Source organism: Limisalsivibrio acetivorans (assembly GCF_000421105.1).
GTDB lineage: Bacteria > Chrysiogenota > Deferribacteres > Deferribacterales > Geovibrionaceae > Limisalsivibrio > Limisalsivibrio acetivorans.
Genome location: NZ_ATWF01000002.1, coordinates 438,877 through 453,162, shown reverse-complemented (window position 1 = coordinate 453,162; position 14,286 = coordinate 438,877). Strand labels below are relative to the sequence as shown.

Below are 14,286 nucleotides of genomic sequence, written 5' to 3'. Positions count from 1 at the left end.
GGTTGTTTTGGGCTATATACTTGTAAGAAATGAAAGAATCGAATTCGATAACGAAACCCCGCAGGACCTTCATATACCCGAGTTCAACATAATAGTGAAGAACTGCATCCTCGGTGAGGGTGTAAACCTGTGGGCGAACGTGAATATTTACGGGTGCAGGATCGGTGCGGAGTGTAAGATAGGCAACTTTGTGGAGATCCGCCCCGGCGTTACCCTCGGAGAGCGGTGCAAGCTCGAGCCCTTTGTTTTCATACCCGAAGGGGTCAGCCTCGGCAAGGGGGTTTTCATAGGCCCCAACGTAACCTTCACAAACGATCTGTACCCCCGTTCATGCACCAACAGCGGGGAGCTGATACAGGAATATGAAATAACCGAAACCGTTGTAAAGGACTATGCAAGCATCGGCGCAGGGAGTGTTGTTCTCTGCGGTGTAACCATCGGCGAGAGAGCGATGGCTGGAGCCGGAAGCCTTGTTGCAAAGGATATGGCGGATGATGAGCTTGTGTATGGCCAGAGGGCGGTTTCAAGGGGAGCAGTGAAATGAAAACGGCATTGATAGGATACGGCTACTGGGGGCGCAACGTTGCCAGAACGCTCGACTCTGTGGGTTCATCCCCCGAGTATATCATCGACACAACGCCTGAAAGGGCAAAGGCTGGACAGGAGGATTACGGAACCGATCCGGATAAGACGCTGGACGATGTTCTTAAATCCGACTGCGAGGCGGTTTTCATAGCCACTCCCCCCCAGACACACCACAGGATTGCCATGGAGTGCCTTGAGCACGGCAAACATATCTTCGTGGAAAAACCCTTCACCACAGATATACGCCACGCCTACGAGATAATCGTTAAGGCGCAGGACAGAGGACTGATCTCATTTGTGGATCATGTATTCCTCTATTCCGACCCCGTCAAGAAGCTTAAGAACCTCCTCGATGAGGGTAAGTTCGGGGATGTGGTATACGTGAACAGCAGGCGGATCAACCTCGGGTTATTTCAGCACAGTGTTGACGTTGTATGGGATCTTGCGGTGCATGATCTCTCGATCATCGACTACCTCTTCGGCCTCGATATCCGTAACGTAACAGTGACAAGGCGCAAATACAGGGATTTCCCCAACGATGCCCTTGCAAATATAAACTTCGACATTCAGGACGGCCCCATCATTAACATAGCCGTATCCTGGCTCAGCCCAGTAAAGGTGCGAGAGATGATCATCGGCGGCGAGGACATGATGGCGGTCTATGATGATACAGCCCCCGACAAGCTCAAGGTATACGACCGTGGTGTTATCATGGAGGAGGATCTGGACGCAAACGCCCTGCATAAGCACCTTGTTCAGTACCGCTACGGTGAGGAACGGGTTATCGATATCCCTGTATCCCAGCCCCTTGAGAACGCCATAAACTCCTTCATCAGATGTGTTGAAACCGGTGAGGAGCCGGAGCATGGCAAGGGCTCGATTATCAACGTTATGAACGCTCTGGAGGTTATATCAAGATGCGGCAAGTAAAGTTTTTGGACCTTCCGGGGCAGTACCGGAAGATGAAGCACGAGATGGATCAGAAGCTCCATGAAATAATAGATAAGGGGGCCTTTGTGGGGGGAGCATACCCTGCGGAGTTTGAGGCCGCCTTTGCCGAATATACAATGACGAAGGCCTGTGTGGGAACCGGAAACGGAACCGACGCCCTTGAGGCCGCCCTTTGGGGCATGAACCTCCCCGAGGGGAGTGAGGTTGTTATCCCTGCGAATACTTTCATTGCAACGGCCGAGGCTGTGGTCCGCAACGGGCTCAAGGTTGTGTTCTGCGACTGTCTGGAGGACTACACCATCTCCCCGGAAAGCCTGGAATCGGTTATAACCCCGAACACATCCTGCGTCATCCCCGTCCACCTCTACGGCCAGCCCGCATGGATGGACAAGATCATGGAGATCGCCTGCAAGCATGGCCTTAAGGTTCTGGAGGATTCCGCCCAGAGCCATGGTGCGGAGTATAACGGAGAAAGAACCGGCTCTATGGGTGATGCGGGAGCGTTCAGCTTCTATCCGGGGAAAAATCTCGGAGCCTACGGAGACGGTGGAGCTGTGGTGACTAAGGATGAGGATATGGCCTCAAGGATACGGCAATACATAGATCACGGCCGCACCAGCAAGTTTTATCATGACTTTCAGGGGCGCAACAGCCGCCTGGACGGTCTGCAAGCGGGGGTGCTCTCCGTTAAGCTGAAGTATCTGGATGAATGGATCGGTGCGAGAAACCGTATTGCAGGGATATATCTGGACAAGCTCAAAGGAACGGATGCTGTCCTCCCCGTTGTGCGTGAAGGTGTTCGCCATGTGTGGCACCTGTTTGTTATCCGCCACGAAAGGCGTGATGTACTTCGTGAATACCTCACAGAGAAGGGGATCCAGACCGGCATACACTACCCCGTGGCTCTGCCTAAACAGCCCGCCTTTAAGGCGGACGGGTGTGAAGATTTCTTCGCATGCAGAACGGATAAGGAGCTCCTTTCACTCCCCATGGGTGAGCACCTTACAGCGGAAGAGGCGGAATACGTAGCTGATTGTATAAAGAGTTTTGGAGGGTAGGATGTCATTACTCAGATTTGCAGTAGTTGGGTGCGGCAGGATAGCCCAGCGGTACGCATCTCTTTTGACCGGAGATGTAAAAGGGGCACAGCTCTGCGCAGTGTGCGATACTGTCGAAGAACGCAGGAATGAAGTTGCAGAACGCTACGGTCTGCCCGCCTATGCGGATATGCATGAGATGGCGGAGAAGGAGGAGCCGGATGTCTTCTGCATACTCACCCCGTCCGGCCTCCATGCAGAACACTTTATGGAGCTCACCGGTTATGGAAAAGATATTATAGTAGAAAAACCTATGGCCCTCACAGTGGAGGATGCCGAGGTTATGATAGATGCGGCGGAGAGAAATGGTCACCGCCTTTTTGTGGTTAAGCAGAACCGCTACAACCTCCCCGTAATGAAGCTTCGGGAGGCTGTGGAGGCTGGACGCTTCGGGCGGAAGGTGCTCGGCACCGTGCGTGTGCGCTGGTGCAGAACCCAGGAGTATTACGACATGGCTGAATGGCGTGGTACATGGGCGCTGGACGGCGGAGTTCTTGCCAACCAGTCCAGTCATCATCTGGATCTGCTCGAGTGGATGATGGGCGATGTGGTTAAGGTTTCCGCCAGGGGGAAGGCCTTTCTGGTGGACACCGAGACCGAGGACACAGCCGTTGCCACGGTGGAGTTCGAGGACGGCTCCTTCGGCGTGGTGGAGGTTACCACGGCGGCAAGGCCCAAGGATCAGGAGGGGAGTATCTCCATCCTTGGCGAAACAGGCCTTGTGGAGATAGGTGGTTTCGCAGTTAACAGTATGCGCCTATGGCAGTTTACCGAGCCCTCCGAAGGGGACGCAGAGGTGCTTATGAACTATAGTGAGAATCCCCCCAACGTATACGGCTTTGGCCATAAGCGATACCTTGAGGATGTCGTTAGATGTATAAATGAGGGGAAGGAGCCGGTAATTGACGGCCATGAAGGACTTAAGTCTTTACGCTTTATAAACGCTTTGTATGAATCGATGGAAACAGGTGAGGAGGTTGTTCTGAACGGCAACCACTTCACCCATTCGAGACTGGGAAGGAAATGAGCAAATTCATCTGGATCGATGCCGCAACGCCGAAATACGCACTCTTTTTCAGCTACCTTATGCCCCATCTGCACGATGCGGGGCTTGATACTCTGGTAACCACCAGATACTCGGAGAACTATACCGAGGCAAAGTCGGTGCTCGATATGCGGGGTTTGGATTATCATCTCACAGGAAACTACGGCGGTGAAACGGTGGCGGGTAAGTTCCGGGCTAGGACCAGCCGTCAGCTCGAATTCCTCGAACTCTTCGATAAAACAGGCATGCCCGATGCGGTTTTGTGCGGAAGCGTCGTGGACAGCATCCAGACGGGGTTCGGGCTTGGAATGGAGGTCATCAATTTCTGCGATACCCCCATACGTGGGAGCGAGTTCCGCTACGAGGACATAACCATCGTGACAAAGCTCACCGTCATGCTCTCCTCCCTGCTGTTCCACCCCTTTGTTATCCCCCGTGATGTTTTCTCAAGGATGGGTGTGGATCCGGCCAGGGTTATAACCCACGACTTCATAGATGTGTGCCTTTGGATGAATTCCCTGGAAAAGAATGAGGAGAACGACTTCCGCAGGCGCTACGGACTGGACATCTCAAAGCCCACCATAATGATACGGGAGGAGGAGTTCAAGGCGCATTATGTACATGAAAAACTGAGCGTTCTGTATGAGCTTATCCCCCGCATAGCGGATGAGGTGGATGCAAACATCGTCATCCTGCCGAGATATGAAATAGAGCCCCTCAAGGAGCGTTTTGGGGAATACGCCGTTGTGCTTGAGGAGAAGCTCCCCATCGAAAGCTTTTATCCGTTTATCGACTTCCTTGTCGGCGGAGGTGGAACTATGAACCTTGAGGCGGCGTGCTACGGTATTCCCGTGCTCAGTCTCCGTTCACTCCTCCTCTTCCACGATGTTTATCTCATAGAGAACGGAATGATGAGCTGGACAAATGATGCCGATGAGGCTCTTGATATAGTTAAGCGGAACCTCGGTGTTAAGCGTGACAACAGGGATTATTTCAGCAGAGGGGAATGCTCTGCGGCGAAGCTTGCGGAGAAGATTGGCCGATATATGGAAGGCGGACTTCAGGCTCTTTCGTAGAAACGCCGCAACTCATCAAGGAGAGCAAGACGGAATTCGGCCAGTTCTGTAACTGCACCGAAACCTATCCTTTTCATCCATAGGCTCTGGGGAGCCTCAAATCCCTTCTTATCCGTTCTGGAGGTTATCTCCTCCGGCAGGAACCTTGCCGCATACTTTCTCAGGAAAAGCTTGCTGAGTCCGTTACCGAAGCGAAGATGTTCGGGGATGGAATGGACAAACTCTACTATCCGGTAATCGGTGAACGGGGTTCTGTTCTCCACGGAGCTTGCCATGGCGTTTCTGTCCTCGTATCGAAGAAGGGCAGGAAGGTTCAGGCTGTCCGTTTCCCTGCGTAGGGCACGGAGGATGTCGCTATCGAATTTTTCAAGCAGGAGGTTCCATTCCGGCTCGAAGCTGAGGTGTCTTTGAACCTTGTTCAGCCGCTGTTCATTGTCCTTGCGGAACACCTCAAGCTTAAGATCATCGGGGAGCAGAAATTTTCTGCCAAGCTCCATCTCCTTCTCCGCATAGGTGGCTCCGTAGAGCTTTTTCCGGTTTTCAAACTCCTCCGGCCTTCGGGCGAGGAATCTGGCACAGTGGTGGTAGTACCCTCCGAAAAGCTCATCCGCCCCCTGCCCGCCGAGGACAACGGTTACCTCCTCGGAGGCTCTGCGGATGGTTTCATACTGGGCGAAGATGGAAAAGCTTCGGAAGAGATCCCCCTGAATCTCCGCTATACGCCGGAAATCCTGTCTGCCGGAAACATCGGGGTGTATAAAGGTGATATTAAGCCCGAGACTCTCCCCCAGCTTTGTCACATATCTTTTTTCGTCTATCTCGGGATGATTGTCGTACACCGAGCTGAAGCATTTTATGTTCCCGCCGAGGTTTGCTATGTGCATGGCGATTACGGAGCTGTCAAGCCCGCCGGAAACCAGGCACCCCACAGGAACATCCGCGATTAGCCTAAGCCTTACGGCATCCTCCAGCAGCTCGTGGAACTCATCAAGCAGGTCGGTTTCATCCTCATTCCGTATCTCCTCTTCCAGCTCCCAGTAGCTCATACTGCTTAACGCGCCGGATTCGATGCTGTACTCCATGAAATGACCTGGGGGTAGGTTGTAAACACCTTTGAGTAATGTTCTTTCATCGTTGTCGTTTATGGAGAAGACAATTATGTTCCCTGCCTTCTGTTCGTCTATTATGGTGGGGACAACGCCTCTGAACGCCTGAAGCTCCGAGGCGAAGAAGAATTCACCATTCTGGGTTTTGGTGTAGTAGAGGGGCTTGTTGCCAAGGCGGTCTCTGGCGAGGAACAGCTTTCTTCTCTCCCTGTCCAGGATGCAGAAGGCGAAATCCCCGTTCAGCAGGTTCAGGGATGCGCTCCCCCATTTGCGGTATGCCTCTAAGATAACCTCGGTGTCGGAGAGGGTTTCGAATACTGCTCCATACCCCTCAAGCTTTCTGCGAAGTTCCTGAAAGTTGAAGATCTCGCCGTTGAATATGATGCTGTAGTTGTCCTTGGTCATAGGCTGGTTCGCCTTTTCTGATAGATCTATAACGGAGAGACGGCGGTGGGCAAGGGTTACATCGGAAAACTGGATATAGCCGGAGGCATCGGGTCCTCTATGGCGAAGTCTGGAAGACCCGGAAAGGATTTTTTCAGGTGGGACATTGCCTCCGATTATTCCGCACATATATCACTTCTTCAGCTGCTTAAGGTGTGTGTAGGTCTCTGAGATACCGTATTCTTTATAGTATTCCACTGCCCTGCGTACACCCTCTTCTAGGGGGGTATTTATTATGTATGCGAAATCATTCTGCATCCTTGAAGGGTCCAGAAGGATTGTGAATGCATCGTCTGCGTGTCTGGGGCGAACCTCCACATCCTCCTCAAGTTTAATGTCGAGAGCTTTTACAACCTCGTCAAAGAGCTGCTTGATGGAGTAGTCCGAACCGGAGGATATATGATATGCCCCCGTCCCCCCCTCTCCGTTTACGGATTTCATAACAACATCGGCGAGGTCTTCGATGAAGATGAAGTCCCTGCGGGTATCCATAACGAAGCAGGGTTTGCCCGTTGATAGCCTGTGGAAGAATGTAGGCAGGGGGCCGCTCATGTTGCGGGGGCCGTATGCGTTTGCGAGGCGGAATATCACATGGTTAAGCCCGGAGAGTGCAACATACTGCTCCCCTGCGGTTTTGCTGATGGCGTAGCTGCTGTTTCCGCTTTCTATATGGTGGTCTAGGGTTATTGGCTGTTCCTCGGGGTTAAGGCCGTAGCAGAGGGCTGTCTGGAAGTAGATTATCTTTTTCACCTGCGCCGCCTGGGAGGCCTGCACGATGTTTGCGGTTCCGGCTACATTGGTGAGGGAATCCTCCAGCCAGTTTTCCGGGTCCTTGTAGGATGCGGCGGCGTGGATTACGACATCGGGGGTGAAATCGTCGAAGGCTTTGAAAACCTTGTCACGTTCCGCTATGCTGAACTCCCTCAGCTCGAGGCTGTTGTGCTCCTTAAGGTTGTCACGCCGCCCTGTGAGGAAGTTGTCTATTACGAGAACCTCATCACCCTGAGCCAGAATCCTTTCCGCCAGATGAGAGCCGATGAAGCCCGCTCCTCCGGTTATGAGTACCTTCATTGAAATACCTCCGTGTATTCGCAATCTAGAAGCCGAACTGTCTGCACCATTCCTCGAAGCAGATGAACGACCAGATAAGCAGACGGTGGTTCTCACCCCCTGCATGTTCTTCTATTATACGATTTATATACCCTCTTTCTATGTACCTGTCTATATGCGCATTACTGCTGAGGAGCGTTTCCCTTACGTATTCGAAGTTCTCACCCCTGTACCAGCTCTCGTCAGGGGCGGAGAAGCCCTGTTTGTTCCTGTTTACTATCTTTTCGGGTAGGAAGCTTTTCATGGCGGCACGAAGAACGTTCTTGCCGTCGTTGTATTTTCGCATGTACTTCATATTTCGTCTGGTCTCGTTTTCGTCAATGCGGTGGACGTTTGCTAGATCCTTTAGCTTGTAGCGTACGGGTATCTTCATGGCGAAATCCACCAGCTCGTTGTCGAGGAATGGGAAGCGTTCCTCCAGAGAGTTTGCCATGCTCAGTTTGTCGCCAAGAATTAGGAGGCCGTGGAGGAAGGTTTTCACCTCGAAGTAGAGGGAGTTTGCCACGTGATCCTCTGGCGTGATGTACTCTGCGTTCCCGTTTTTGCCGAAGACCTCTCTGAACAGAGGGTAGCAGTCCGTTCTATCGATCCTTGAATACAGTTCCGGGCGGAAGAAGTCCTTCTTCTCGTTGTCGGGTACGAGCCTCTGCCAGAAGTTGTAGTAGTTTTTGAAGAACTCCTCCTTGTTTACAGAGTTGCACACCCTGTAGTAGCGCCACGGGTACCCGCCGAAGAGTTCATCCCCCCCTGCGCCGGAGAGGCAGACCTTTACGAACTTGGATGCAAGGCGGCTTATGTAGTAGTTCGGATAGCTCATGCCGAGGCGGATATCCTCAAGGTGGCGCACAAGGCGGGGCATGACCCAGGGCATATCCCCTGCGTTTATGACCTGCTCGTAATGTTCTGTAAGAAAGGTGTTTGCGATAACCTCCGCATCCCTCCTCTCATCAAATGTGGCCTCTACCCCGGTTACTCTGGATAGTTCAAACCCTGCGGTGAAGGTGGTTATACGGTCAATATGGCGGCTTGCCAGAGCTGTTATGGAACCGCTGTCCATTCCACCGCTGAGATAGCTCCCTACGGGAACATCGGCGACGATCTGTCTTTGAACAGCCTTCTCCATAAGCTCGCGTGTTTTGTCCCTCGCCTCTTCAAAGCTCATGGAGTCATCCGGCTCGCTGAAGGAATAGTCCCAGTATTTTGTGCTTTTGCGGACACCATCACGGTTAATGGTTATGTATGTTCCAGGCTCCATTAGGGTTATGCCTGAGAAGATGGAGCGGCCGTCCAGGTTGTTTTGAAAGGTGAAATACTCATTCAGACCGGCGGGATCGATCTCTGCTTTGCATTCCGGATGTTCAAGGAGCGCCTTGATCTCGCTGGCGAAGAGGAAGGTGGAGCCCGTATCTGTGTAGTACAGGGGTTTTATACCGTACCGGTCTCTTGCTATGAAGAGGGAGCCCTCGGAGCTGTCGTATACAACGAAGGCAAACATGCCGTTGAGCTTGTTGAGAACCTCTGCACCCCACCGGATATACCCTTTCAGGACAACCTCGGTATCCGATGTGCTGAAGAAGCTCTCACCCATGGCCTCAAGCTCGTTCCTCAATTCACGGTAGTTGTATGTCTCACCGTTGTAGGCTATCCAGTATCTTCCGTTCCCCTCATTCATCGGTTGGTGAGCGTTGGGGGAGAGATCGATAATCCTAAGCCTGCGGTGACCGATGGCAAGATTCCACGGCTTTGTCTCCTCGGGGAGGAGGTCCGCATCAATACGCATATCACGTAGATTCGGATCGAGGTAATGCTTTAATCCCTCTGAACCTGCCACGAGGTAGCCCGCATCGTCAGGCCCCCTGTGGGCGATGCTGTCTGTCATCCTTTTTATTATTCCGCTGCCTTTGCTCCCCCGGGGGGTGAAGATTCCGGCTATGCCGCACATTATCCGCAAAGCTCCTTTACGCTGTTTATTACGTACTCGATCGCCCTGTCCGTCATTCCCGCATACAGTGGAAGGGCGATACTGAGCTTCTCCGCCATATCCGCACCGGGGAAATGCTCCCTTTTGAACCTGTAATGCTCTTTGTAGAAGTTGAGGTTATGAACTGCATGGCTCCCCTGCCTTGTGGAGATACCCTTCTCCTGCAATGATCGCATGAGAAGGTTGCGCCTTCCGTTCAGCCTGTCCACATCCTCCAGCTCGAGGGAGTATGGCTCCTCCCCTTCGGTGTATAGAAATACGCAGGACTGCCAGCCGTGGGTGTAACCGTCTGGAATAGAGGCGGAGCTGAGCGCAGTACCCTTAAGCTCTGCTCTGTATATATCAGCAATCCTCGTCCGTTCCCCCAGAATGTATTGAGCCTTTTTCATCTGACAGATTCCGATGGAGGCCTGAATATCGGTCATACGGTAGTTGAACCCTTTCTCCGAGAATTCTGGCAGGGTGCTTATACCCTCCATGTGTCTTTGGAGGTCCGAGCCGGCGGTTCCGTGGTTGCGCATGGAGGCAGCCTTGGCGGCAATATCGGGATCTTCCGTGACCAGCATCCCCCCTTCGCCGGTGGTTATCGCTTTGCGTGGGTGGAAGGAGAAGCAGCCAGCATCGCCGAAGGTGCCTGAATGCTTATCACCTATGAATGCGCCGAAGCCGCAGGCGGAATCCTCCACAACCTTTATGCGCTCCTTTGCGCAGATCTCGGCAATCTCCGGCAGTGGAGCGCAGAGGCCGAACATATTCACCGGCATAACAGCTGCGGGCTTCATATAAAGCTGTAGAGCCTTCTTAAGTGACGCCACAGTCATATTGAATGAATACACATCTATATCGCAGAATACAGGCTCTGCACCGCACTGTAGTACGGCGTTGGCGGAGGCGGCATAGGTAAATGCGGGGACTAGTACACGGTCCCCCGGACCGACACCCATCGCCTCGAGGGAGAGGTGCAGAGCGGTAGTACAGCTTGTTGTGGCTACAGCATATTTTGAGCCTGTGAATTCACGGAAGAGGTTTTCGAACTCCTCCACCTTCGGACCCTGTACAAGCCAGCCAGACTCAATAGGTTCCAGAACTCCCTTCTTCTCACAGTTGTCGAAATACGGCTTTGTTATCGGTATCTTCATTATTCGAACCCGCGTCCGTCTCTTTCAAGTCGCCACTGGACAACCCTTCTGAGCCCCTCTTCCAGATCTATATCAGCGGTGAAGTTCAGCTCCTTTTCCGCCTTTCGGGTGGAGCCTACTCTGCTGGTCACAAAGACCCTGTCCGCAGGCTGGTACTCTATCTCGTGCTTTGAGTCGGTTATCTTTAATATGGTTTCGGCCAGTTCCTTTATGGTTGTTTTGACCCCTCTGCCCACGTTGTAGAAATCGTCCGTGGCGTCGGAGATTGCGGCGCAGACGTTTGCCTTTGCCACATCGGAGACGTATATGAAATCATAGGACTGCTTACCGTCCCCGTGGACAACGGGGGGCATACCCTCCTGCAGACGGTCGAGTATCTTCATGATAACGGCGATGTATGCACCCTTGTAGTCCTGCCTTGCGCCGTACACGTTCATATAGCGGAGCCCGACATAGTCGAGGCCGTAGCGGTGATGGAACGCCCTGCAGAACTGCTCGCAGGCTATCTTTGTTGCGCCGTAGAAGTTGTTGTTGTTAAAGGGGTGGTCCTCCTTCATGGGGGATTTGATGGCATCGCCGTAAACCGATGCGGAGGAGGAATATATAAGCTTCTCAACGTTGTGCTTAACGCAGAGCTCAAGTACATTGAAGGTCCCCTCCACGTTCACATGGAAGGCGCTTCGGGGGTAGTCGTAGCAGTGCAGAAGCCAGAGGGCGGCCAGGTGGAAAACGAGATCCGCATCCTTGATCGCCTCCTCAAGTATATCCGAGTGTAATATATCACCACCCAGATGGAAAACCCTCACACGGGGGTCGTTCAGGGCTGTGGCTATGTTGTCCTCTGAGCCCCTTGTAAAGTTGTCGTATATAATGACTTCGGCTACATCATGCTTTAGAAGCTCCTCCACAACATGGGAACCTATAAAACCTGCCCCGCCGATAACCAGTGCCTTCTTTCCTCTGATATCCATCGATGACTCCTTAAATAAAGATTCGTCTATAATAGTATCGGAAGTGATCGCCGTTACAATGACTTTTTTTATATTTTTCTTTATATAATTTTTGCAGGGGCTAATCTTAGGCTAATCAAGCGGGGGGATTGAACGATTTAATGGATATGGAAAAAAACTACCACATTGAAGATTTTACCGAAGTTCACTATAAGGAGCTCCTGTATAAAGCAAAGCACAGGTTCCGTTTCGCCTTCTACCGTGAGGAGCCCTCGGACAACAAGGCGTTCTGGCGTCATGACGTGGACTATTCACCCGAACGTGCCCTCAGAATTGCTGAGATAGAGAGGGATGCGGGTGTGCGTTCTACATTCTTCTTCCAGACAGGCTCATTGTTCTACAGCATCCTTGAGGATCCCACTGCGGAGCTTATCAGGAGCATAGCAGGTATGGGGCATGATATAGGGCTTCATTTTGATCCCGCCGCCGGAAGGGGGCTTGCGCTGGAAAAAGGGATTCTGGAAGTGATTGCCGGTAGAAAGGTTGAGGCGTTCTCACTCCACAACCCCGATAAAACAAGCATCGATAACCATACGGAGCATGTTATCGAAGGTATGGTGAATGCCTACTCCGAAATATTTCGTAAATCGTGTGCGTATTGCTCCGACAGCAACGGTTATTGGCGGCACAGGAGGCTTGCCGATTTCCTGTATGAGGAGTCCGGAAGCATACAGGTGCTTACACACCCCGTCTGGTGGCAGGATAAGCCGATGATGCCGAGGGAGCGGATAGTGAGATGTGCCGAGCTACGGAGGATAAAGTGTATGGAGTGGTACGACTCATTCCTGTATGAGTGCGGGAGGGAGAATGTCCGCTGAGGTTTGCGCCGTTCATCAGCCGAACTTCTTTCCGTGGCTTGGATATTTCGAGAAGATAAGCCGGGCGGACAGGTTCGTTATCTTCGATGATGCCCAGTTTCCCAGAACCTCCAGAGGGTGCTGGTCTAATCGGGTTTATTTACGGCTGAATAATGACAAAAACTGGCTCACGGCGCCCGTTGAGCGTGACGGAGTCAAAGATATAAACGAGACATATTTTAAGGATACCAGCTGGCGTGAAAGCCTCAGGGGGAAGATAAGCTCCGCCTACGCAAAGGCTTCGTACTACAAGGAGCACAGGGATTTCGTATTCGCACTCCTCGATTATCCGGAAAATAATCTTGCTCTGTATAATACTTATGTCATTAAAGAGATCTGCACATTTCTCGGTATAGATACCTCCGGTATCCTCATATCATCAAAGCTCGATGTGTCGGGGGAATCCAATGAAAAGCTTGCCCGGCTTACCCTAGCCTCCGGATGCTCGGTTTACATGAGCGGTGACGGTGCGGAGGAGTATCTCGATAGCGATATTTACGAAAAGCTCGGCGTGGAGCTGATACGGCAGAATTTCGTTCATCCCGTTTACGAGCAAAGGGGGGAAGGCTTCCTTAAGGGATTGAGCATCATAGACTGGATATTCAATATGGGCGCAAAGAACCCCTTCGGTAACGACGATGAAGTATAATGTACTGATAGTTTACGCCTATACTCGCTATCTGGAGCGCACGGCCGTTTATCGTCATCTTTATGCTTTCAGGGAGTATTCAGAGCACAACGCCTTCTACCTAAATATTGAGGATATGCCTGCACCGGAATATCTGAGGGATGCGGGAATCGATCTTATCCTTTTCCACAACACCCTCCTCGCAACACGCTGGAACAGCGACCGTTTCCACAGGCTAATGGAGCGGTGCTCGGTGTTCAGGGATTACGATGCGGTTAAGGGGATCATGCCTCAGGATGAGTATTTCAGGGCAAAACAGCTCTGCCGCTTCATGAAGAATACAGGCACTACTAAAGTGTTTACCCTCGCTAAGCCGGAAACGGCCATGGGGATATACAGGGATATGCATCTACCCATAGAAGCTTACCATCAGGTGCTTACCGGGTACGTGGATCCCGAGCTAAAGGATAAGGCACATAAAAAGGACATCAAAAGGGACATCGATATCGGATACCGTGCATGGAAGCCGGAGTATTGGCTGGGGAGTCATGCACAGCTCAAGTATCAGGCAGGAGAGGTTTTCCGCAGCTATTCCGATTCCCTCAAGCTTGATATATCCTCCCGTCCGGAGGATGTGCTTAAGGGGTTGAGCTGGCATGAATTCCTGAAAAGGTGCAGGTACATGCCCGGTGTGGAGGGTGGGGCGTCCATCCTTGATTACGACGGCTCGTTGATGAAGGAGTGCACAAAATACATGGAGAGGCACCCGGAGGCATCCTTCGCCGAGGCTGAAGGGCTTCTTTTCCCCGGCCGGGACGGTGAGATAGAGTATTTTGCCCTGTCGCCGAGACAGTTTGAGTGTATCCAGGCGGGAGCTTGTCAGGTCCTTATTGAGGGTGATTACAACGGTGTGCTGGAGAAGGGGAAGCACTATATCGAGCTCAGGAAGGATTTCAGCAATATCGATGACGTTGTGCGGATTCTTCATGATGAGGAGATGCGCAAATCGGTGGCTCTGAAGGCCTATGAGGATGTGATCGCATCGGATAAATATACATATGCCGCCCTTACCGAAGCTGTTGTTAACTCTGCTCTAGGTGGTAAGAAGCCCTTCGGCTGTTCAAAAACGAAGAAGTACCTTGAGAAGAACCGAACGAGGGACAGTCTTTACTGGATTAAGCAGTTCTTTGTGGCAAGATCACCACTCCTGCGCAGGATTCTATACGGATGAAGTATTTTCCCCTTCGTTGGTCTGCT

At 52.0% G+C, this 14,286-nt stretch carries 13 protein-coding genes; 8 read left to right on the top strand and 5 right to left on the bottom strand.

Going from position 1 to position 14,286, the window contains the following annotated elements; all coding sequences use genetic code 11:
- Nucleotides 1-7: 7 nt before the first annotated feature.
- From K300_RS0113305 to K300_RS0113285, 5 genes are read left to right on the top strand one after another with little or no spacing between them, the layout of a single operon-like run.
- The gene (locus tag K300_RS0113305; RefSeq protein WP_022852171.1) at nucleotides 8-544 is read left to right on the top strand and encodes an acyltransferase; all 537 of its coding nucleotides are present in this window, start codon (nucleotides 8-10) and stop codon (nucleotides 542-544) included.
- On the top strand, nucleotides 541-1,515 hold the full coding sequence (locus K300_RS15760) for a Gfo/Idh/MocA family protein (RefSeq protein ID WP_022852170.1): 975 nt from the start codon (nucleotides 541-543) through the stop codon (nucleotides 1,513-1,515). The genes K300_RS0113305 and K300_RS15760 overlap by 4 nt, the downstream gene beginning before the upstream one ends.
- A complete protein-coding gene (locus tag K300_RS0113295) occupies nucleotides 1,503-2,594 on the top strand; it encodes a DegT/DnrJ/EryC1/StrS family aminotransferase (protein ID WP_022852169.1) in 1,092 nt (363 codons plus the stop codon). The genes K300_RS15760 and K300_RS0113295 overlap by 13 nt, the downstream gene beginning before the upstream one ends.
- A gap of 1 nt (nucleotide 2,595) precedes the next feature.
- A complete protein-coding gene (locus K300_RS0113290; protein ID WP_022852168.1) occupies nucleotides 2,596-3,660 on the top strand; it encodes a Gfo/Idh/MocA family protein in 1,065 nt (354 codons plus the stop codon).
- Nucleotides 3,657-4,754 (top strand): DUF354 domain-containing protein, encoded by a 1,098-nt coding sequence (locus K300_RS0113285; protein WP_022852167.1) that lies wholly within the window; start codon nucleotides 3,657-3,659, stop codon nucleotides 4,752-4,754. Before K300_RS0113290 ends, K300_RS0113285 begins: the two co-directional genes overlap by 4 nt.
- Here the strand turns inward: K300_RS0113285 and asnB (K300_RS0113280) are convergent.
- From asnB (K300_RS0113280) to K300_RS0113260, 5 genes are read right to left on the bottom strand one after another with little or no spacing between them, the layout of a single operon-like run.
- Nucleotides 4,739-6,433 (bottom strand): asparagine synthase (glutamine-hydrolyzing), encoded by a 1,695-nt coding sequence (asnB, locus tag K300_RS0113280; protein ID WP_022852166.1) that lies wholly within the window; start codon nucleotides 6,431-6,433, stop codon nucleotides 4,739-4,741. The genes K300_RS0113285 and asnB (K300_RS0113280) overlap by 16 nt on opposite strands.
- Nucleotides 6,434-6,436: 3 nt before the next feature.
- On the bottom strand, nucleotides 6,437-7,375 hold the full coding sequence (locus K300_RS0113275; protein ID WP_022852165.1) for an NAD-dependent epimerase/dehydratase family protein: 939 nt from the start codon (nucleotides 7,373-7,375) through the stop codon (nucleotides 6,437-6,439).
- Between the two features lie 25 nt (nucleotides 7,376-7,400).
- Nucleotides 7,401-9,356 carry an asparagine synthase (glutamine-hydrolyzing) gene (gene asnB / locus K300_RS0113270; RefSeq protein ID WP_022852164.1) on the bottom strand — a complete coding sequence of 652 codons (1,956 nt, stop codon included), beginning with the start codon at nucleotides 9,354-9,356 and terminating at the stop codon, nucleotides 7,401-7,403.
- Nucleotides 9,356-10,534, bottom strand: coding sequence for a DegT/DnrJ/EryC1/StrS family aminotransferase (locus K300_RS0113265; RefSeq protein ID WP_022852163.1), 1,179 nt, complete (start codon nucleotides 10,532-10,534; stop codon nucleotides 9,356-9,358). The genes asnB (K300_RS0113270) and K300_RS0113265 overlap by 1 nt, the downstream gene beginning before the upstream one ends.
- Nucleotides 10,534-11,505: an NAD-dependent epimerase/dehydratase family protein gene (locus K300_RS0113260; protein WP_022852162.1), complete on the bottom strand. Its 972-nt coding sequence runs from the start codon at nucleotides 11,503-11,505 to the stop codon at nucleotides 10,534-10,536. Before K300_RS0113260 ends, K300_RS0113265 begins: the two co-directional genes overlap by 1 nt.
- 146 nt (nucleotides 11,506-11,651) lie before the next feature.
- On the opposite strand from K300_RS0113260, the gene K300_RS0113255 reads away from it, so the two are divergent.
- The 3 genes from K300_RS0113255 to K300_RS0113245 are packed head-to-tail and all read left to right on the top strand — an operon-like array spanning nucleotide 11,652 to nucleotide 14,260.
- On the top strand, nucleotides 11,652-12,362 hold the full coding sequence (locus K300_RS0113255) for a polysaccharide deacetylase family protein (RefSeq protein WP_162139905.1): 711 nt from the start codon (nucleotides 11,652-11,654) through the stop codon (nucleotides 12,360-12,362).
- Complete coding sequence (locus tag K300_RS15755) at nucleotides 12,352-13,050, top strand: WbqC family protein (RefSeq protein WP_022852160.1); 699 nt, start codon at nucleotides 12,352-12,354, stop codon at nucleotides 13,048-13,050. Before K300_RS0113255 ends, K300_RS15755 begins: the two co-directional genes overlap by 11 nt.
- On the top strand, nucleotides 13,040-14,260 hold the full coding sequence (locus K300_RS0113245; RefSeq protein WP_022852159.1) for a hypothetical protein: 1,221 nt from the start codon (nucleotides 13,040-13,042) through the stop codon (nucleotides 14,258-14,260). Before K300_RS15755 ends, K300_RS0113245 begins: the two co-directional genes overlap by 11 nt.
- The last annotated feature ends 26 nt before the right edge of the window (nucleotides 14,261-14,286 follow it).